The 20,208-nt window shown below is 62.2% G+C and carries 17 protein-coding genes; all 17 read left to right on the top strand.

Annotated features, from left to right (window positions below):
* The first annotated feature begins 417 nt into the window (after positions 1-417).
* The 17 genes from ACFPWW_RS06600 to ACFPWW_RS06520 all read left to right on the top strand — a co-directional run bounded on the left by ACFPWW_RS06600 (position 418) and on the right by ACFPWW_RS06520 (position 20,204).
* Positions 418-756, top strand: a complete 339-nt coding sequence (locus ACFPWW_RS06600; RefSeq protein WP_112564088.1) for a hypothetical protein — start codon at positions 418-420, stop codon at positions 754-756.
* Positions 757-890: 134 nt separating this feature from the next.
* Positions 891-1,097, top strand: coding sequence for a hypothetical protein (locus tag ACFPWW_RS06595; RefSeq protein WP_112564086.1), 207 nt, complete (start codon positions 891-893; stop codon positions 1,095-1,097).
* A 163-nt stretch (positions 1,098-1,260) separates the two neighbouring features.
* A complete protein-coding gene (locus tag ACFPWW_RS06590; RefSeq protein WP_112564084.1) occupies positions 1,261-2,067 on the top strand; it encodes a pseudouridine synthase in 807 nt (268 codons plus the stop codon).
* Positions 2,068-2,078: 11 nt separating this feature from the next.
* Positions 2,079-2,762 (top strand): phosphoribosyltransferase, encoded by a 684-nt coding sequence (locus ACFPWW_RS06585; RefSeq protein WP_377311085.1) that lies wholly within the window; start codon positions 2,079-2,081, stop codon positions 2,760-2,762.
* A 119-nt stretch (positions 2,763-2,881) separates the two neighbouring features.
* Positions 2,882-4,624: an SLC13 family permease gene (locus tag ACFPWW_RS06580; protein ID WP_377311074.1), complete on the top strand. Its 1,743-nt coding sequence runs from the start codon at positions 2,882-2,884 to the stop codon at positions 4,622-4,624.
* A 181-nt stretch (positions 4,625-4,805) separates the two neighbouring features.
* Positions 4,806-5,750 carry a phosphoribosylaminoimidazolesuccinocarboxamide synthase gene (locus ACFPWW_RS06575; protein ID WP_377311073.1) on the top strand — a complete coding sequence of 315 codons (945 nt, stop codon included), beginning with the start codon at positions 4,806-4,808 and terminating at the stop codon, positions 5,748-5,750.
* Positions 5,751-5,848: 98 nt separating this feature from the next.
* A complete protein-coding gene (locus ACFPWW_RS06570) occupies positions 5,849-6,451 on the top strand; it encodes a TetR family transcriptional regulator (RefSeq protein WP_112564078.1) in 603 nt (200 codons plus the stop codon).
* A 150-nt stretch (positions 6,452-6,601) separates the two neighbouring features.
* Positions 6,602-7,816, top strand: coding sequence for an efflux RND transporter periplasmic adaptor subunit (locus ACFPWW_RS06565; RefSeq protein WP_377311072.1), 1,215 nt, complete (start codon positions 6,602-6,604; stop codon positions 7,814-7,816).
* Between the two features lie 50 nt (positions 7,817-7,866).
* The gene (locus ACFPWW_RS06560; protein ID WP_112703575.1) at positions 7,867-10,977 is read left to right on the top strand and encodes an efflux RND transporter permease subunit; all 3,111 of its coding nucleotides are present in this window, start codon (positions 7,867-7,869) and stop codon (positions 10,975-10,977) included.
* 154 nt (positions 10,978-11,131) lie between these two features.
* Positions 11,132-12,565 carry an efflux transporter outer membrane subunit gene (locus tag ACFPWW_RS06555; RefSeq protein ID WP_112564072.1) on the top strand — a complete coding sequence of 478 codons (1,434 nt, stop codon included), beginning with the start codon at positions 11,132-11,134 and terminating at the stop codon, positions 12,563-12,565.
* Positions 12,566-12,740: 175 nt separating this feature from the next.
* Positions 12,741-13,784, top strand: a complete 1,044-nt coding sequence (locus tag ACFPWW_RS06550; RefSeq protein WP_112756792.1) for a LacI family DNA-binding transcriptional regulator — start codon at positions 12,741-12,743, stop codon at positions 13,782-13,784.
* Between the two features lies 1 nt (position 13,785).
* A complete protein-coding gene (locus tag ACFPWW_RS06545) occupies positions 13,786-14,808 on the top strand; it encodes an ABC transporter substrate-binding protein (protein WP_112564067.1) in 1,023 nt (340 codons plus the stop codon).
* Positions 14,809-14,873: 65 nt separating this feature from the next.
* Entirely contained in the window at positions 14,874-15,701 is an 828-nt protein-coding gene (locus ACFPWW_RS06540; protein WP_112703577.1) for an ABC transporter permease, read from the top strand.
* Positions 15,698-16,477: an ABC transporter permease gene (locus ACFPWW_RS06535; protein WP_112564062.1), complete on the top strand. Its 780-nt coding sequence runs from the start codon at positions 15,698-15,700 to the stop codon at positions 16,475-16,477. Before ACFPWW_RS06540 ends, ACFPWW_RS06535 begins: the two co-directional genes overlap by 4 nt.
* Positions 16,470-17,495, top strand: coding sequence for an ABC transporter ATP-binding protein (locus tag ACFPWW_RS06530; protein WP_377311071.1), 1,026 nt, complete (start codon positions 16,470-16,472; stop codon positions 17,493-17,495). Before ACFPWW_RS06535 ends, ACFPWW_RS06530 begins: the two co-directional genes overlap by 8 nt.
* Positions 17,496-17,499: 4 nt before the next feature.
* Positions 17,500-18,420, top strand: coding sequence for a nucleoside hydrolase (locus tag ACFPWW_RS06525; RefSeq protein ID WP_377311070.1), 921 nt, complete (start codon positions 17,500-17,502; stop codon positions 18,418-18,420).
* Positions 18,417-20,204, top strand: a complete 1,788-nt coding sequence (locus ACFPWW_RS06520) for an adenine deaminase (protein WP_377311069.1) — start codon at positions 18,417-18,419, stop codon at positions 20,202-20,204. Before ACFPWW_RS06525 ends, ACFPWW_RS06520 begins: the two co-directional genes overlap by 4 nt.
* The last annotated feature ends 4 nt before the right edge of the window (positions 20,205-20,208 follow it).

Here is a 20,208-nt window from a genome sequence, read left to right as displayed (position 1 = left end):
GATTTTCTGCAGAACGAGAAACTTCGTCGCCAGCAGCGCCGCCGCCCTCGTCAGTGAGTGGGCTTATAATCCCTCATCTTCCCGACAGTCAACACATCACTCCCAACTTTTTTGACATTTTTGTAATAGGTTGATTCGACAACGGATTTTCTGCTGGACGGTTATCCACAGGGCGCCTTTCAGAGCAAAATCCCTGAAAAATCTTTTATCGGCCGGTAAAAAATCGTCCGGACCCCAGCCTGAAAATGCAGAAAGACCCCGTCAAAACAGGGTCTTGGCCGATTTTATGGTTAATGAGGAATAAAAAGCGGCACGGTTCAGGCTGTCAAACAGCCGTCACACTGGATTGTGGCGAAAGGCTCGGAACCTAACGCGGTTTTTCGTGTTTCCCTCCCCATTGAAGGAAAGGAGACAGACATGGCCGCCAACACCGATGATCTCAGAACTTCCGTGAGCAAGGATATCGCCGCTCTGCAGCAGGAAGTGTCCCGCCTGCAGAAGATGATTTCAGCGCAGGGCGCGGAAGCTTATTACGAAGTACGCAACCGTGCCGGAAAGGCCTACGAAGATGCGCTTCCGCGTGCCAAAGGTGCCGTTGCCCAAATTCGTGCCGAAGGTGCGGCGGTCGCCGGCACCGCCCGCGAACACCCGGCTGCAACCACCACGGCGCTTCTGCTTGCCGGCGCGATCGGCTTCCTGGCAGGCTACATGCTGTCGGGCGCCACGCAGCCCGAACCGCGCCACTGGTGGCGTTAACCCATCCACCTCCACTCCCGCATTTTGTACGCATCCTGCAGATCCGTTTTTTGCAGGGTGCGTAAACACTTATGTCTTAGAAAAACCGATTTTTAATGCGATCGATGGGAATATAATAATGAAGGGAGGTCACCATGGACAGCAAAAGAGAGAAGCTGATTGTCGAAGTCAGTATCGACGGCAGCGACGGCCGACGTGCAGTCGGCATCATGAATATGCGCCAGGCACTCGATCTGCCCGAAATGCCGAGCCTTTCCTACACGCATCCGGACCCGGCCAAGGCCGCAGCCGGGATCGTGATGAACCGGCAGGAACTCGCCGGCTTCATGGCCTGCCCGTGAGGCGGTAGAAAGACCCTTTTTACCGGCTGCGCTTTCCCGAAGCGTCGATGGTTCCATTCGGCATCCGAAATCTCCTCCTCCCCAGAATTTCGAACACCATTGCTGGCATCCGTGCGTCGTTCATGCCAAGAACGGCTCTCGCAATCACATCAGGGATGGCGAAGTGAGAAGCCGGCGAGCACCGCAGAAAACACGCGAACACAACAAACCCGAGGCCGGCCCGGCCGGCAAGCGGGTTACGCTCCCGCGCGCGCTCTCCAAACTCGGTTATTGTTCCCGCACCCAGGCTGAAAGGCTGATCGCCGACGGCCGTGTCGCGGTCGAGGATCGCATCATCACAGATCCCTCGGCATGGGTCGATCTTTCGACCGCCCTTATCAAGGTCGATGGCAAAGAGATCGCCGCCGAGGCCAGGATATACCTGATGCTCAACAAGCCGCGCGGCCTTGTCACCACGCGTCACGATCCGGAAGGTCGTCCGACCGTCTATGACTGCCTGGCTGATTTCGACGTCCCGCATCTTTCGCCTGTCGGCCGGCTCGACAAGGCGAGCGAGGGCCTGCTGCTCTTCACCAACGATACGGAATTCGCACAGGCACTGCTCGATCCGATCACCCACGTCCCGAAATCCTACCATGTCCAGATCGATCGGATCGCCGATGACGACATGCTGGCGGCGATGACGTCGGGTCTTCGACATGACGGCGAACTGCTGCGCGCCACCGCCGCCCGCAGGCTGCGCGAAGGCGACCGCAATTCCTGGATCGAAGTGGAACTTCAGGAAGGCCGCAACCGGCAGATCCGGCGGATGCTCGAAGCGCTCGATATTGCCTGCCTGCGGCTCGTGCGCGTCGCGATCGGTGGGCTAGAACTCGGCGATCTGCCGAAGGGTTCGGTGAGGGAACTGACGGAATCCGAGCTGAAGGACCTGCGCCGCAAGGTCGGTACCGGCAAGGCGATGCGAGGTTGAGAATGAACGAGATGAAGCCGCATGATTTCTGGCAGGACATCCATCCACCGGGCAGCTTCGAAACGGACGGCGATTTCACCTCCTTCTTCGTGGCCGAACTGGAAGACGGCAGGCAATTGCGGCTGCCGATCCGCCTGCTCGCGGACGGCGAGCACGCGCTGGCCTCGCTGATCATCAACCAGGCAGGTTTTGCCGTGCTCGATGCGCTCGCCGAAAACCTTGCGGCAAAGATAGAGCCCCTCGATATCGATGTGGTTGCCGGCCTGCCGACACTCGGCCTCACCCTTGCTGCCGCCGTTGCCCAGAAGCTCGGGCACAGCCGCTACGTGCCACTCGGCACTTCGCGCAAATTCTGGTATCGCGACGAACTCTCGGTCGCCCTCTCCTCGATCACCACTCCGGAACAGCAGAAACGGCTCTATGTCGATCCGCGCATGCTGCCGCTTCTCGAAGGATGCCGCGTTGCGCTGATCGACGACGTCATCTCGAGCGGGACCTCGATCGTCGCCGGCCTCGATCTTCTCGCGAGCTGCGGCATAGAGCCGGTCGTCATCGGCGCGGCGATGCTGCAATCGGACCGCTGGCGCGCCCGGCTCGACGCCGCGGGACCGCAATGGCAGGCACGCACAAAAGGCGTTTTTGCAACGCCCATCCTCGAGCGGACGGCCGAAGGGAAATGGCGCAGGCCGGCCTGAGCGCCCGCTGGACGGCCACTGGCAGGGCATGTGAGGAGCAATCATTCTTTCGTCTGAGCAGGCTATACAGCGCCGGACGAATGGCTACATTCGGCCTGTGATCGAAGACAGGAACCCCGATGACGCTCGAGCAAGCAGCCCTCCTGATCCTGCTGACGGCCATGCTCTTCCTGTTTTCCCTCGACCGCCTGCGCATGGAAGTCATCTCGATCGGCGGATTGCTTGCAGGTTACGCGCTCGGCCTGTACCCCTCCGACGGTATCTTTGCCGGCTTCGCGAGCCCTGTCGTCATCACCGTGGTCGAAATCCTGCTGATCGTCCAGGTGCTGGCCCGCACCAAACTCTTTGACAGTCTCGCCGAGCGCTTCGTGGCCTCGGGCCTCTCGCACTTCGGGGTCATAACAGGCGTCTCCGCCCTGACCGGCTTCATCTCGATCTTCATGAACAGTATCGGCGCCTTTGCGATTACCCTGCCGCTGGCGCTCCGGCTGAACACGCTTATGGCCATTCCGCGCCGGCAGCTCGTGATGCCGATCTCCTTTGCCGCTCTTCTTGGCGGCCTCGTCTCCCTGATCGGCACGCCCGCCAATCTTCTCGTCAGCGACGCGCTTGAAAACGCGACCGGCAAGGGTTTCCGTTTCTTCGACTTCGCTTATGTCGGCCTTCCGGTCGCCATTTCAGGCATTCTGCTCATCGCCCTGATCGTGCGGCAACTGTTTCCGGAGCCGGACGAAGCTGCGGAAACGCCAGTTCCGCCGGCCCGCCGCATCGTCGCGGAGCGCACCATTCCCGAGCATTCGCCGTTGATCGGCGCAACGCTTGCCCAATGTGCCGAGCGTTTCGGCATCCAGCCGCATGCGTTGATCCGCGACCGCGCTTTCGTCTTCGGCCCGCTCGAACAATCCGTCATCCAGTCGGGCGACATTCTGCTGGCGCAGGGCGCCGATTCCGTCTTCGCGGATCTGGCCGCCTCGCAGGCCCTGGTGGCGGAGGCCCATCCGCACGGGCTGCAGCCGGATTTCACCAGCATCGAGGCCGTCGTCATGCCGGAAAGCACCGTCGTCGGTTCACGTGTCGCATCGCTGGAGGTCTTCCGCAATCGCGGGGTCACGGTCTCGGCGCTGTCGATGCGCTCTCCGCGCATCGAAGGGCGCTTTGCCGATCTGCAGCTTTCGATCGGCGACATCCTAGTGCTGGAAGGTCCGAAAGCGGCGATCGCGGAAGCGCTCGAAGAGTGCGAATGCCTGCCGCTCGCCTCGGCAGCGCCCACCCCTGCCGCGGCGGCCTCTTGGCGGCCTTTCGCCATTTTTGCCTGCGGCGTTGCCGCTTCCGCCTTCGGCCTGCGCCCCGACATCGCGCTTGCCTTCGTTGTGCTCGCACTTGCCCTGCCAGGCTATCTCAACATCCGCCAGGCGATGGCGGATCTCAATTGGCCGATCATCATTATGCTCGCGGCGATGATCCCGATCGGCCAGGCGGTCGCCACAACGGGCATGGCCGAAACCATTGCGACCTGGCTGAGCCTTGTATTCCCCATTGCCGATCCGTTGTGGGGTATTGCGCTCGTCCTGTTTCTCGCCATGGCGCTGACGCCCTTCGTCAACAACGCGACGGTCGCGATCGTGCTTGCGCCGATTGCTCTGGAATTTGCGCGCGCCGGACAGCATGCACCGCAGGCCTACCTGATAGCGGTCGCCGCCGGCGCCTCGCAGGATTTCCTGACCCCGTTCGGCCATCACAACAATACGCTGTCGATGAGCATCGGCAGCTACCGCTTCGGCGATTTCCTTCGGGCCGGCTGGCCGCTGACGCTCGCCGGTTATATATTGACGCTCGTTCTCATCGCCCTCTTCTGGCTTTGAATGAGCCTTTGCTTGACTTCCGCGGCAATGAAACTAGAGCAGGGACAGAGCATGCGGTGCAAAAGCGTGGAGCGGTTTTGCGATAACGACATGCGTAAAACAAAGACCTGAAGCGTCGGAAGCGAACCCCAAAGATCGCGGCACGCTTTAGCCTCAGCCGATAGAAGGATAGCCAGGCGCCGTGCGTATTCTCTCCGAAGCCCATTTCCCGGAACTGCCGAACTACTATCGCGGCAAGGTGCGTGAGAACTATGATCTTCCGGACGGCCGGCGCATCATCATCAGCACCGACCGGCTGAGCGCCTTCGACCGCATCCTGACCTGCATTCCCTACAAGGGACAGGTATTGACGCAGACGGCCCGTTACTGGTTCGAGGCGACGAAGGATATCTGCCCCAACCATGTCCTCGGCTATCCCGACCCGAATGTCGTCATCGGCAAGCGTCTTGATATTCTGCCGGTCGAGATTGTGGTGCGCGGTTATCTCGCCGGCACGACCGGCACGTCGATCCTGACGCTCTACAAAAAGGGCGAGCGGGAAATGTACGGCATCCGCCTGCCCGATGGTATGCGCGACAATCAGATCCTGCCTGAACCGGTCATCACGCCGACCAGCAAGGAATTCGACGGCGGCCACGACGAGCCGCTGACACCGGCCGAAATCGTCGGCGGCGGCCTGCTGACGAAAGAGCAGTGGGAAACGCTGTCGAACTATGCGCTGGCTCTTTTTGCCCGCGGCCAGGAAATGGCGGCAAAGCGCGGCCTCATCCTCGTCGATACGAAATATGAGTTCGGTACGGACGAAAACGGCAACATCATTCTTGCCGACGAGATCCATACGCCTGACAGCAGCCGCTACTGGGTGGCGCAAACCTATCCCGCGGCCTTCGACGCGGGCCAACGGCCGGAAAGCTTCGACAAGGATTTCGTCCGCGCCTGGGTGGCGGAGCGCTGCGATCCCTACAAAGACGAGATCCCGGAAATTCCGGTCGAGCTGATCGAGCAGACCTCCGCCGTCTATATCAAGGCCTATGAATGGATTACCGGCGAACCTTTCGTCGCCGATATCAGCGGCGAAACGCCCGCGGCGCGTATCCGGGCAAATCTCGCGCCCTATTTCCCCTGAACCGTTGAAGGCCAAGCTGCGAGACCGCTTGCAGGTTTTTGGCCAATCGCGCTAGCATCGTGAAAAAGAGGTGCCGGGCCAAGCCCGGCGGGGGACAGATGGCACGCAGGCCCAGACGCAAGGCCGAGGAAACCCGGGAGGATATCCTCTCGATGGCAGAGACCCTGTTTCGCCAGCGCGGCTTCGTCGCGGTTTCCATCGCCGATATCGCCGCTTCGCTGCACATGTCGCCGGCCAACGTTTTCAAGCATTTTCATTCAAAGGCGGTGCTCGTCGATGCGATTGCCGAACGCCATCTCGGCAACGCCACCGAGCGCTTCGCTGCCGTCGACACCAGCCTGCCGCCGAAGGAACAGCTGCTGAGCTTCGTCCTGCGCCTGCTCGACAGCCATCTGCAGGACATACAGCAGAACCCCTACATCTTCGAAATGGTGATCTCGACGATCGATGCCAAGCTCGACGCCGGTCATCGCTATCGCGAGCGGATAGAGCAGAAGCTTGGCGAGATCATCCGTGAAGGCGTAGCCGAAGGCAATTACCGCTGCGACAATACGGACGCGGCCGCGCGCACCGTCGCAGACGTTCTGGCTTGCGTTCTGCACCCCATTCTCATCGCCAAGGACGACAAAAACACGCTTGTGCACCGTGCCGAAAAAATCGTGTGTTTCGTGGATGCCGCACTGCAAAATAACCCTTGCTAAGTGACGATTGCTGAATTACGTCACTTCAGAAAGCTTTTCTTAATATCGGATAACGGCATCTGTTTCCGGATCAATCGTCACGCTTATATAGAGCGGCGCATCACAGGGCCGGCGATTGAACCGCTACTGCCAACCGCACAGGAATTCAGCATGACTCGGCGTTCCCTCATCGTCTCCTCGGCCCTCCTGCTGGTTATGGGCCTTGCCGCCTGCAACGACAGCGGCAGCCAGCCCGCCGGCAATGCAGGTGCCGGAGCCGCCCAGCAGGCCGCCCCCGTCGGTGTTGTCACGCTGAAGAAGGATACCTATCCGATCACCACGATCCTGCCCGGTCGCGCCGAAGCCTTCCAGGTGGCCGATATCCGCCCGCAGGTGAACGGCATCATCCGCGAAATTGCCTTTAAGGAAGGCGGCGAGGTCAAGAAGGGCGACCTGCTCTACCAGATCGACGACGCCGCCTACCGCGCGGCCGTCGAGCAGGCCCAGGCCGCAATTTCCAAGGCCGAGGCAAGCGTGCCCAGCGCCCAGAGCAATTTCGACCGTTACCAGCGCCTGGTCGGCAGCGGCGCAACGCAGATCGAATTCGAAACCGCCCGCACGGCCCTTGCTCAGGCGAATGCCGAAGTCGAAGCAGCCAAGGCCGCCCTTACCGCGGCGCAGATCGATCTCGACCATACGAAGATCATTGCTCCGTTCGACGGAGTGATCGACCAGACGGCCTACAATATCGGCAACGTCGTTGCGGCCAACCAGACAACTGCGCTGACCACGATCCGTCAACTCGATCCGATCTACATTTCGCTGACGGAATCGAGCATCAACCTGCTGAAGCTGCGTGACGCGATCGCTGCCGGCGAAGTCAAGGGCGAGGACAGCAATGTCGCGTTCCGGCTGATCCTCGAGGACGGCCGTGAATATAATCAGAAGGGCAAGCTCGACATGTCGAAGCAGGTCGTCAGCGAAACGACCGGCACCTTCATCATCCGCGTGGTCTTCCCGAATCCGGACCGCGTCATCCTGCCGGGCATGTATGTGCGCGCCACCGTCGAACTCGGCGCAGAATCCGGATATTCCCTGCCGCAGCTTGCGACCACCCGCGACGCCAACGGTCGTTTGACCGCGCAGTTCGTTTCCGCCGAGGGCAAGGTCGAAACTCGCGTATTCCAGAACGCCGCACCCTCCAACAACTCCTGGCTTGTGACCGAGGGCGTGAAAGATGGCGACCAGCTCATTGTCAGCGGCCTGCAGTCGATTGTTTCAGGCATGCCGGTGAAACCGGTCCCGATGAAGATCAACGACAACGGCGTGGTTGTCCCTGCCGATCAGCCCGCGGCCGGAGGCGAACAGAAGCCCGCAGCAAAATAATGCGCAGGCATTTTCGCATCGTCACCGTCCCAGCCGCACAGGAATAACCGATGGCCAAGTTTTTTATCCGACGACCGATCTTTGCCTGGGTCATTGCGATCACCATCATGCTCGCCGGCCTGCTCGCCATCTTCACGCTGTCGATCTCGCAATATCCTGACATTGCGCCGACCACGGTCCGTATCAACGCCACCTATCGTGGCGCCAGCGCCGAAACGGTCGAAAAATCGGTGACGACCATCATCGAAGACGGCATGACCGGTCTCGACGATCTGACCTACATGACCTCGACCTCGTCGACAGGCTCTGCCAGCATTTCGCTGACCTTCGGCACCAGCATCAATCCCGACATCGCGCAGGTCCAGGTGCAGAACAAGCTGCAGCTCGTCCAGTCGCAGCTGCCGGGCGACGTCATAGATGCCGGTATCAGCGTCACGCGCTCCACCTCGAGCATTCTTCTCGTCGGCTCGCTGATCTCGACCGACGGCAAGCGCACCTCCGTCGACCTCGGCAACATCATGTCGACCTCGATCGAGGATCAGATCCAGCGCCTGGAAGGCGTGGGCAGCATCAACGTGTTCGGCTCCGGCTACGCCATGCGCGTCTGGCTTGACCCGTTCAAGCTGCAGAAATTCCAGCTCACCCCCGGCGACGTTACCTCCGCCATCCAGGCGCAGAACACGCAGGTCTCCGTCGGCTCGCTCGGTGCCCAGCCCTCCGTTCCGGGCCAGCAGATCAACGTGACGATCACGGCCCAGAGCCAGCTCACCACGGTTGCGGATTTCGAGCACATCATCCTGAAGGTCGAAAAGGACGGCTCGACCGTTCGCCTCAGCGATGTTGCCCGCGTCGAGATCGGTCAGGAAAGTTACGGGGGCAGCTCACGGTATAACGGCCTGCCGTCGTCGGGCTTTGCAGTCAACCTTGCGATCGGTGCGAACGCCATCGACACCGCCGCGCGTGTGCGCACCGCGCTCGAGACGATCGGTCGCGGCCTGCCGGAAGGCGTCGAGATCACCTATCCCTACGACACGACGCCCTTCGTCGAACTGTCGATCGAAAAGGTCGTGCACACGCTGATCGAGGCGATCGTGCTCGTCTTCGTGGTTCTGTTGATCTTCCTGCAGAATCTGCGGGCGACCCTGATCCCGACCATCGCCGTTCCCGTCGTGCTTCTCGGCACTTTCGGCATCCTCGCGGCGACTGGCTACTCGATCAATACGCTGACCATGTTTGCCATGGTGCTGGCGATCGGCCTTCTCGTCGACGACGCCATCGTCGTCGTCGAAAATGTCGAGCGCATCATGTCGGAGGAAAAGCTCTCGCCGCTCGAAGCGACCGAGAAGTCGATGGGTGAAATCACCGGCGCCATCGTCGGCATCGCTCTCGTGCTGACCGCCGTCTTCATCCCGATGGCCTTTTTCGGCGGCTCGACCGGCATCATCTACCGCCAGTTCTCCGTCACCATCGTTTCGGCCATGCTGCTTTCGGCACTCGTCGCCATCGTGCTGACGCCGGCGCTCTGCGCCACGATGCTGAAGCCGGTCGACGAGCACAAGAAGCACCGCATCGGCGACTGGTTCAACCGCAACTTCACCCGCTCGACCAACGGCTATGTGCGCGCCATCGGCTATCTCCTGAAGCGGCCGATCCGGGTCATGCTGGTGTTCCTGCTGGTCGGCGCCGGCTGCGCCTATCTCTTCACCCGCCTGCCGAGCTCGTTCCTGCCGCAGGAAGACCAGGGCGTGCTGCTCACCATCGTCACCACGCCGCCGGGCTCCACCACGCAGCAGACGCAGGCCGTCGTCGAAAAGGTCGAAAAATACTTCCGTGAGAACGAGAAGGACGCGGTGGATTCCGTCTTTGGCGCGCTCGGCTTCGGCTTCAACGGTTCCGGCCAGAACAGCGCCATCGTGTTCACAAAGCTCAAGGACTTCTCGCTGCGCACCGATCCCAATCTCAGCGCGCAATCGGTGGTCAACCGGGCTCTCAGGAACTTCTTTACGATCCGCGAAGCCCAGGTCTTTGCGCTGCTGCCGCCGGCGATCCAGGGTCTCGGCGTATCGAGCGGCTTCTCCATGTATCTTGTCGATACCGGCGGCCACGGCAATGAGGCCCTGACGGCCGCCTCCAAGCGGCTGATCCAGATGGCCGGCGGCACCGGCAAGGTCGTGGCCCTTCGCTCCAACAACAAGGAAGTCGAGCCGCAGATGAAGATCCTGATCGATCAGGAGAAGATCGGCGCCATGGGTGTCGACCTTGCGTCGGTCAACTCCATGCTGTCGATCATCTTCACCGGACGCGACGTCAACGACTTCACGCTGAACGGCGAGATCAAGCCGGTTTACGTGCAGGGTGACGCCCCCTTCCGCATGCAGCCGACCGATCTGAATCACTGGTATGCCCGCAACAACGCCGGCGAAATGGTGCCCTTCTCCGCCTTCACGACAACCCAATGGGTCGAAGGCGCGCCGTCGCTTGCCCGGTTCAATGCCGTCAGCGCCATCCCGCTCGACGGTGCGGCCGCCCCTGGCGTCTCCTCGGGCGAAGCCATGAACGAGATGGAGGCCCTGACGGCACAGCTCGGCGGCGGCTATACGGTCGCCTGGCAGGGCATTTCCTATCAGGAACGGCTCTCGGGCTCGCAAGCCCCCATGCTCTACGCGATTTCGGTTCTCGTCGTCTTCCTCTGCCTGGCTGCGCTCTACGAGAGCTGGTCGATCCCGTTCTCGGTCATCATGGCGGTCCCGGTCGGCGTGCTCGGCGCGCTCGCGGCAGCAACGCTGTTCGGGCAGGCGAACGATGTCTATTTCAAGGTGGGTTTGCTCACGACCATCGGCCTTGCGGCGAAGAACGCGATCCTGATCGTGGAATTCGCAAAGGACCGAATGGAGACCGGCATGGGGCTCTTCGAAGCGACGCTGGAAGCGGCAAGGCTGCGCTTGCGCCCGATCGTCATGACCTCTCTGGCGTTCATCCTCGGCGTCGTGCCTTTGGCCATCGCAACGGGCGCGGGTTCCGCCGCCCAGAACGCGATCGGCATCGGCGTCCTCGGCGGCATGCTTGCTGCGACGATGCTCGGCATTTTCTTCGTGCCGTCCTTCTTCGTCGTCATCCGCCGCATCTTTGCCACACGGCAAAAAAATGAGGCGGGAGTGTGATAAAAATGCACTGTGAGAAAGCTTTCCGGATTGCTACATTGCGCACGGACTGCTTCGGCATGTGTTTAGCGTAAGAAACGAGGCGCGTCGGGCCGATAGTGAAGCATGACGCTTCGGACAAGAATTGACTTGCTCGAGTTACAGGATGAAATGCATGGTACCTCTTCGTTATGCCACACCGGCGCTATTGTTATTGCTGTCGGGCTGTGTTTTAGGCCCTGATCACGTACCTCCTGAAATGCCGCTCCCTGGAAAATTCAGCGAAGGCGGCAAAAAGAGCAACGGCGACGTCGCCACCACGGCCTGGTGGACCGCCTATAACGACCGCAAGCTCAACAGCCTTATTCAGATCGGCCTCGATCAGAACCTGACGGTTCAGCAGGCCATTGAACGTATCAATTCCGCATCCGCCAACGTGACCATCGCCGGCGCCGGCGCATTGCCCGCCCTCGATGTCGGCGCCTCTCACACCGTCAGCGGCCAGACCGGCGAACTGCGCACCCAGTTCAACACCCGCAACACCAGCGCCGGACAGCTCTCCCTGTCCTGGCTGCTCGATATGTTCGGCCTCTACAAGCGCAGCAAGGAAAGCGCCCTCGCCTCGCTCGACTCCGCTTACGCGGCCGCCGACATCGCCAAGCTCTCCTACATCCAGGACCTTGTCTCAACCTATATCGATCTGCGCTTCTATCAGCAGCGCCTGGCACTTTCGAAGGCCAACCTGAAGTCTCGTCAGGAAACCTACGACCTCACCAAGTTCCAGCTTGATGCCGGTGCGGCCTCCCGCCTCGACGTCGTGCAGGCCGAAGGCCTCGTCCAGTCGACGCTCGCAGAAATCCCCGGCCTCGAAACCAATATCCGCGTTTCGGCCCACCATATCGCCACCCTCGTCGGCCAGCCGGCCGGCTCCATGGTCGATGAACTGTTGCGCGGCTCCGGTCAGCCGACTTTCCGCGGCGGCATCAATTCCGGCATTCCGGCCGACCTGATCCGCAACCGTCCCGACATTCGTCAGGCTGAGCGCAATCTCGCTGCCGCCACCGCCCAGATCGGTGTCGCCGAGGCGCAGCTCTATCCGTCGATCTCGCTGTCCGGTTCGATCTCGCCGAGCTACATCAACCAGCGCGGCATGCACGGCGGCCTGTCGGCATGGTCTTTCGGCCCGACGCTGAACCTGCCGATCCTCGATGGCGGCCGCCTGCGCGCCAATGTCGACGTTTCCAAATCCGACGCGGCCGCAGCCTACCTCGCCTGGAAGCAGACCGTGCTGACGGCGGTCGAGCAGGTCGAAAACGCCCTGTCGGCCGTTCGCCGCGATGCTCAGACGGTCGATGCGTTGCGCGCACAGGTCCGCACGACGCAGGAAACGCTCGAACTCTCGACGGCATCCTACAAGGACGGTGCTTCCTCGCTGCTCGACGTTCTCGATGCCCAGCGTCAGGTTTCTCTCGCTCAGGCAAGCCTCGCCGCCGCTGTTCAGCAGATGGCGAAGGACTACGCCGCGCTCAACATCGCAACCGGCGGCGGCTTCGCTCCCGGCGGCAAGACCACGGCTCCGGCACCGGTCAAGGTTGCCAAGGGCAGCTGAGGTCCTCGCATAATCTTATCGTGAAGCCCCGCGGGTCAGGTCTCTCGCGGGGCTTTTTGTTTGCGCGACCATTCGACCGGACAGATAATTGCGCATCGGAGGAATTTGGATTCGACAAGCCGCGATCGCTACGCTATGCAGTTGCTTAAACGATTAAGCGAAGCACGTCGGAACAATGGCTTCACAACGCCCGGGACCCAACCTCAGCAGGATAGCGACGTCGCTCGGCGTCTCTGTTGCCACCGTCTCGAATGCGCTGTCCGGCAAGGGCCGGGTGTCCGACGCCCTCATCGAAAGAATTCGCGCGCATGCAGCCGAACTCGGCTATGTGCCGAGCCAGGCGGGCCGGGCCCTGCGCACCGGTCGCAGCGGCGTGCTCGGCCTTGTCCTGCCCGATATCGCCAACCCTCTCTTTCCCAAGATCGCCCAGGCCATCGAATATGCTGCATCCGCTGCAGGCTACGGCGTGCTGATTGCCGACTCCCGCGGCGATATCACGGCGCAGACCGAGGCGATCAACCGGCTGGTGGAACGTGGCGTTGACGGCATGGTGGTTGTGCCGCGTCGTGCGACCCGCATTTCTGGCGCAAGCTGCCCGGTTGCCGTTATCGACACCGCCTCCACGCCCGGCAATACGGTCGCCGCCGACCACTGGCAAGGCGGCAGGGAGATCGCCGCCCATCTCGCCGGCCTCGGTCACAGGCAGATCCTGATCATCGGCAACAATCACGAGTCCAATGTCCAGAACGACAGGGCCGGCGGCATCAGGGCCGGCCTGCAGCCCGGCATGCGCTCGGAAACGCTCTGGATCGAGCGGCTCGAGGCCGAGACAGGCGCCGGCTGCCGCCTGGGCCTTGCGGAAAAGGCAGGTCAGGGCTTCACCGCCTTTGCCGCGCTTTCCGACCTGCAGGCTTTGCGCGCGCTGACCGAGCTGCAGCAGGAGGGTATCAGCGTGCCTGCCGATGTCAGCGTCACCGGCTTCGATGACCTCATCTGGTCGCCTGTCGTCACGCCGTCGCTGACGACGGTGAGGATGGACATGGATACGATCGCCGAAATCGCCGTTTCGGCGCTGGTCGACAGAATAAACGAAAGCGGCACACGAGAGGGCGTGCTGGTTACGGCGGAGACCGAACGCGTGCCCATGCAGCTGATCGTCCGCCAATCCTCCGGGCCTGCGAACCCGGCACAAAAAACCTCAGAGATGGAGAACATGTAGAATGAAGAAAGCCCTCATCGCATCGGTGGCGCTTGCCGCACTTTTCCCGCTCGGCGCCGCAGCACAGGACCGCACGCTGACCATTTCCGTCTATGCCTTTGCGCAGGACGACTACAAGACGATCGTCTACGATCCATTCGAAGCCAAGTGCGGCTGCAAGCTCGTCGTCGAAACCGGCAACAGCGTCGAGCGCCTCGCCAAGATGGAAGCCAACAAGGCCAATCCGGTGGTCGATCTTGCCGCCGTCTCCATGGCTGACGGTCTTGCCGCCGCCCGCGCCGGCCTGATCGACAAGGTCGATACGTCCAAGCTTCAAAATTTCTCCAAGCTCTATGATGTCGCCAAGGATCCGAACGGCGACGGCATGAGCGTCGGCTACACCTTCTACGCCACCTCGATCGCCTACCGCTCCGACAAGATGAAGATCGAATCCTGGGCCGACCTGCTGAAGCCGGAATATGTCGGCCACGTCGCCTTCCCGAATGTCACGACCAACCAGGGTCCGCCGGCGCTTTATATGCTCGGCCTCGCGCTTGGCAAGGACACGCCCGATCTCAAGGCGCCGATCGAAGCGCTCGGCGAGAAGAAGGACGAGATCGTCACCTTCTACGAAAAATCCTCCCAGCTCGTGCAGCTCATGCAGCAGGAAGAAATCTGGGCGGCTCCGATCGGCCGGTTCTCCTGGGCAGGTTTCACCAAGCTTAATGTTCCCGTTGCCTGGGCAACGCCGAAGGAAGGGCAGACCGGCGGCATGAACGTGCTGGTCATGACCAAGGGCTCGAAGAACCAGGACCTCGCCATGCAGTTCATGGATTTCTGGCTCTCGACCGAAGTTCAGACCAAGCTCGCCGAAAAGCTGATCGACAGCCCGGCGAACAAGGAGGTCAAGGTCTCCGACGAGGTCGCCAACAACATCACCTACGGCGAGGAAACCGCCAAGAGCCTGAAGCTCATCCCCTCTGCCGCCGCGCTCGACAATCGCAACGGCTGGCTGAAGGAATGGAACGAAAAGGTCGGCCAGTAATCCGCCGCCGATAATGGTCCCGGCGCCGGCCGGGACCGACCTCTCCCCCGCTCGAAAGGCGTCCCATGTTCCAGAACCGCGCCGAAGCCCTGGCACTTGCCCTGCCGGCAGCGATCTTCGCAGCCGTGGTCTTTCTGCTGCCCGTCGCGATCCTGCTCTCCGAAGGCTTTCGCAGCAGCGGGGCCTGGACGCTTGCGGCCTATACGGATTTCTTCGCGCAGACGCTGAACCGCACCGTCTTCTTCCGCACGTTCCGGCTTGGCCTTGAAGTGACGGCCGTTTCGGCCGTTATCGGCTATGCCGCAGCCTTCGCGATCGTCAATCTGCCCGCCAAGGGCAAGGGCCGCATGATTGGCCTCGTCACCCTGCCGCTGATGATTTCGCCTGTTGCCCGTACCTATGCCTGGATCGTCATTCTCGGCCGTACCGGCATCGTCAACGAAGCCGTCACCGGCCTCGGCCTGAGCGCAGAGCCGCTGCGCCTTCTCTTTACGGAAACCGCTGTCTTCATCGGCCTGCTGCAGCTCTTCCTGCCGCTGATGATCCTGTCGCTCATCAGCGCGCTGGAGAACATGCCGAAGGATGCCATTCCCGCCGCCCGCGTGCTCGGCGCCAACTGGTTCCAGGTTTTCTGGAAGGTCATTCTGCCGCTCACCAGGGAGGGGCTTGTCGTCGGCGGCACGCTGGTCTTCACCGGCTCGCTGACGGCCTACATCACCCCGGCCATTCTCGGCGGCTCCAAGGTGCTGATGCTGGAAACGCTGATGTACCAGCAGGTATCGGTCGCCAACAACTTCGTCTCGGCGAGCGTCATCGCCTTCATCCTGATCGTCATGAGCTTTGCCGCCAATATTCTGTTGAAACGGCTCGCAACTGCGAGGAACCGTCGATGAGCATCCGCCTGTTCTCACCGGTCGTGCTGTTCCTGCTGCTGGTCTTCCTGATCGGTCCCTTCCTGATCATCATCGCCGCCTCCCTTTCGGCCGGCGATACGCTGGCCTTCCCGCCGCAGGGCCTGTCGCTGCGCTGGGTTGCCAAGGTCTTCACCATCGACAGCTTCCGAGACAGCTTTGCCATGTCGATGTTTCTCGCGGTTTTCGGCACGCTGGCAGCGCTCGTCCTCGGGATTCCCGCCGCCTATGCCCTGTCGCGCTACAGGTTGCCCGGCTCCGAGGCGATGAGAACTGTCGTCTCGCTGCCGATCATCGTGCCGGGCATCATCGTGGGCCTGGCGCTGCTGCGTTATCTCGTCGTTCCTTTCGGCTTCAACATCACGCTGGCGCTGTTCTTTGCCCATACCGCCCTGGTGCTGCCCTATGCCGTGCGCGTGGTGTCTGCGAGCCTCGGGAACCTTCGCTCGGATATCGAGGAAGCCGCGGTCCTGCTTGGCTCGTCGCGGTTTGGCGCCTTCTTCCGCGTGGTCATGCCGAATATTCGCGGCGGCATTCTCGCCGCCTTCATTCTCGGCTTCGTCACCAGCTTCAACCAGGTGCCCGTTTCGCTGTTCCTCTCCGGCCCCGGCGTGCGCACGCTGCCGATCGACATGCTGGGCTATATGGAGACCACTTACGACCCGTCCGTTGCCGCGCTCTCGGCGCTGCTCGCCTTCCTTTCGATCGGCATCGTCTTCCTCGCCGAACGCTTCCTGGGATTTTCTCGCTATGTCTGATGCCTACCTTCAACTCGACAAGCTGACGCTTGCCTATGGCGATACGGTCGCGGTGAAGGGCCTCGACCTGTCGATCGCAAAGGGTGAGCTGGTTGCGCTTCTCGGCCCCTCCGGCTGCGGCAAGACGACGACCATGCGCGCCATAGCCGGTCTGCTCACCCCAGCCTCCGGCCGCATCAATCTCGATGGCGCCGATATTACCCGCGTCTCCGCCAACAAGCGTGCTGTCGGTCTCGTCTTTCAATCCTATGCGCTGTTCCCGCATTTGACGGTCTACGAAAACGTTGCTTTCGGCCTGCGCCTGAAAGGTCTTCGCGGCCAGGATCTGGACACCAGGGTCAATGGCGGCCTGAAGTCCGTCGGATTGGCGAAATTCGCAGGCCGCAAACCGGCTGAACTCTCCGGCGGCCAGCAGCAGCGTGTGGCGCTTGCCCGTTCCATGGTCATGGAGCCGAAAGTGTTGCTGCTCGACGAACCGCTCTCCAATCTCGACGCCCGTCTGCGCCTTGAAATGCGCGCAGAACTGCAACGCGTGCAGAAGGAGACCGGCGTCACCATGATCTTCGTCACCCACGATCAGGCAGAGGCACTCGCCCTTGCCGACCGCATCATCGTCATGCTGAATGGCGGAATCGAACAGATCGGCACGCCCGAGGACATCTACAACAAGCCTGTCTCCTCCTTCGTCGCCGATTTCGTCGGCTTCGAGAATATCTTTGCGCTGAAGGACGGAAAGCTTGCGACGGCAAATGGCCCGGTCGCGCTTGCAACTCCGGCGCCGGACGGTACGGCGGGCCTGGCCTGGCGGCCGCGCGCGGTGATGCTTGGTTCCGGTCCTTTCCAGGGCACCGTGCGCGGCACATCCTTTGCCGGCAACAGCCGCGAATATCTGCTGGACAGCACGCTCGGGCCGATCAAGGCGGAGGTCGATGCCGCCCTGCCGCAATACGAACTCGGCAGCGCCATCGCCTTCGACCTGCCGGTCGCGGCCGCCGCAAGCCTCAAGCGTTTCGGGTGACATCATGGGTGTGTGGATCGACACGGATATGGGTTTCGACGATATCGCCGCCATCATGGTGGTGACGAATGCCGAACTCACGATCGACGGCGTATCCCTGGTGTTCGGCAATGCCCCGCTGCCGCAGGTGCGCACCAATGCGGCGGGTGCCGCCAAAGCCTTCGGCTGGAAATTTCCGATCCATACCGGCCGCGACATGCCCGTCCTCGGCAAGCTCGAGACGGCCCAGGCAGTGCTTGGCGAAAGCGGCATCCCCACGACCGGCAGACACCTGCCGCCTGCCGCGATCCTGCCGGATAGCGACGCCTTTGCCGCACTTTGCCGCTGGCTGGAACTGGAAGGCCCGCACCGTATCCTGGCGCTTGGACCGCTGACGAACATCGCAGCCCTTGCGCTTGCCCGCCCCGATCTTGCCGCCCGCATCACCGAACTCGTCTGGATGGGCGGCGGCGTCACCTCGGGCAACCACACGGCATCGGCCGAATTCAACGCGCTCGCAGACCCCGAAGCGCTGGCGATCGTCATCGCCCACAAACTGCCGCTGCGCATGGTCGATCTCGATCTCTGCCGCAAGGTCCTCGCAAAACCCGAGGATGCCGATCCGGTCCGCGCCGCGGGCGGCGCCAATGCCGATCTGATCGCCGACATGTTTGCTGGTTATATCGCGATCGGCACCAGCCGCGGTCGCCCCGCCATGGCGATCTACGATCCTTCGGCCGCCGTCGCCTTCGTTGCTCCGCAAGTGGTGAGTTTCCGCCCTGCCCGCATCGACGTGGAATTGCAGGGGCAACATACGCGCGGGCGCACGGTCGTTGAAACCCGCGCCACCCACGCAACGTTCAATGCACAGTTCGCCGCCGACATCGATGCCGACATGGCGCGTGTCATCATTCTCGCCGCCCTGGTCAACGAGGCCCGCAAATGACCGCCACTCCGCGCCAGGAACCTGGCGATCTCAACGAGCCCGCCTTACGCGCCCGCGCCGTGGCCGCCGCCCGTGGCGACAGCCCCTTCGATCTGCTGATCACCGGCGGCCGCATTCTCGATAGCGTCACCGGCCTGATCCGCGAAGCCGATATCGGCCTCGTCGGCGCCTTGATTGCGAGCGTGCACGTACCGGCAAGCCGCACGGACGCGGCCGATGTAATCGATGCCGCCGGCAGCATCGTTTCTCCCGGTCTCATCGATACGCACATGCATGTCGAAAGCTCGATGGTGACGCCGGCCGAATATGCTGAAGCCGTGCTGCCGCGCGGCGTGACGACGGTCGTCTGGGATCCCCACGAATTCGGCAATGTCCATGGCCTTGACGGGGTGCGATGGGCGATCGAGGCTGCGCGCAACTTGCCGCTGCGCATGATCCTGCTGGCTCCTTCCTGCGTCCCTTCCGCCCCCGGGCTTGAACTGGCCGGCGCGGATTTCGACGCCGGCGTCATCGCCGAACTGCTGCGCGCGCCGGCGATCGGGGGTGTCGCTGAGGTCATGAACATGCACGGCGTCATCGATGGCGATCCTCGCATGACGGCGATCGTCAATGCCGGCCTGGCCTCCGGCAAACTCGTCTGCGGCCATGCCCGCGGGCTGGAAGGCGCCGACCTCAATGCCTTCATGGCTGCCGGCATTACGTCCGATCACGAACTCACGTCCGGCCAGGACCTGCTGCAGAAACTCGCGGCCGGGATGACGATCGAGCTGCGCGGCTCGCACGATCACCTGCTAAAGGAATTCGTCGATGCATTGAACGGCATCGGCCATCTTCCGCCGACCGTCACACTCTGCACCGATGACGTCTTCCCCGACGAACTTCACGAGAATGGCGGCCTCGACGATGTGGTGCGCCGCCTCGTGCGTTATGGCATGCGCCCGGAATGGGCCTTGCGCGCTGCGACCTTCAACGCTGCGCAGCGTCTGAAACGCTCGGATCTCGGCCTCATCGCTCCCGGACGCCGCGCCGATCTCGTGCTGTTTGCGGATATGAGCGAATTCAAAGCCCGCGCCGTCATCGCCAACGGCCGCCTGGTTGCCGAAAATGGCGCGGTGAGGGATCCGATCCCGCCGCTCGATACCAGCCCGCTCATGCAATCGGTCAAGCTTGCGCCGCTTGCCGACGATGATTTCCGCATTCGCTCAGCGGGCACCAGGGTGCGCGTGGCAACGATCGACCGCCCGCGTTTCACCCAGTGGGGCGAAGCGGAGGCAGACGTTCGCGACGGCTTTGTCGTCCCCCCGGCCGGCAGCGCCATGATCGCGGTCGCGCACCGTCATGGACTGGCGGACGGCAGGCCGCGTGTCGGCTTCCTGACGGGCTGGGGCCAATGGCACGGCGCCTTTTGCACCACCGTCTCGCATGACAGCCACAATCTCACCGTCTTCGGCGGAAATGCGCGAGACATGGCCCTTGCAGCAAACGCGGTCATCGAGGTCGGCGGCGGCATGGCCGTGGCAAAGGACGGCCGCGTCGAAGTCCTTCTGCCCCTGCCGCTCTCCGGCCTCGTGACCGATGCGTCGCTGGAGGAAACCGCCAACGGCTTTGCCGGCATCCGCAAGGCGATGGAGAAGATCGTCGACTGGAAACCACCCTATCTGGTCTTCAAGGCCTGCTTCGGCGCGACGCTCGCCTGCAATGCCGGGCCGCACCAGACCGATCGTGGCATCGCCGACGTCATCGCCGGCAAGGTTCTTGAGAGCCCGATACTGGAGGTCTTCTGAGGCG

It is taken from the genome of Rhizobium sp. GCM10022189 (assembly GCF_042656325.1).
Taxonomy (GTDB): domain Bacteria; phylum Pseudomonadota; class Alphaproteobacteria; order Rhizobiales; family Rhizobiaceae; genus Rhizobium.
This window is presented reverse-complemented; position numbering and strand designations above follow the sequence as displayed.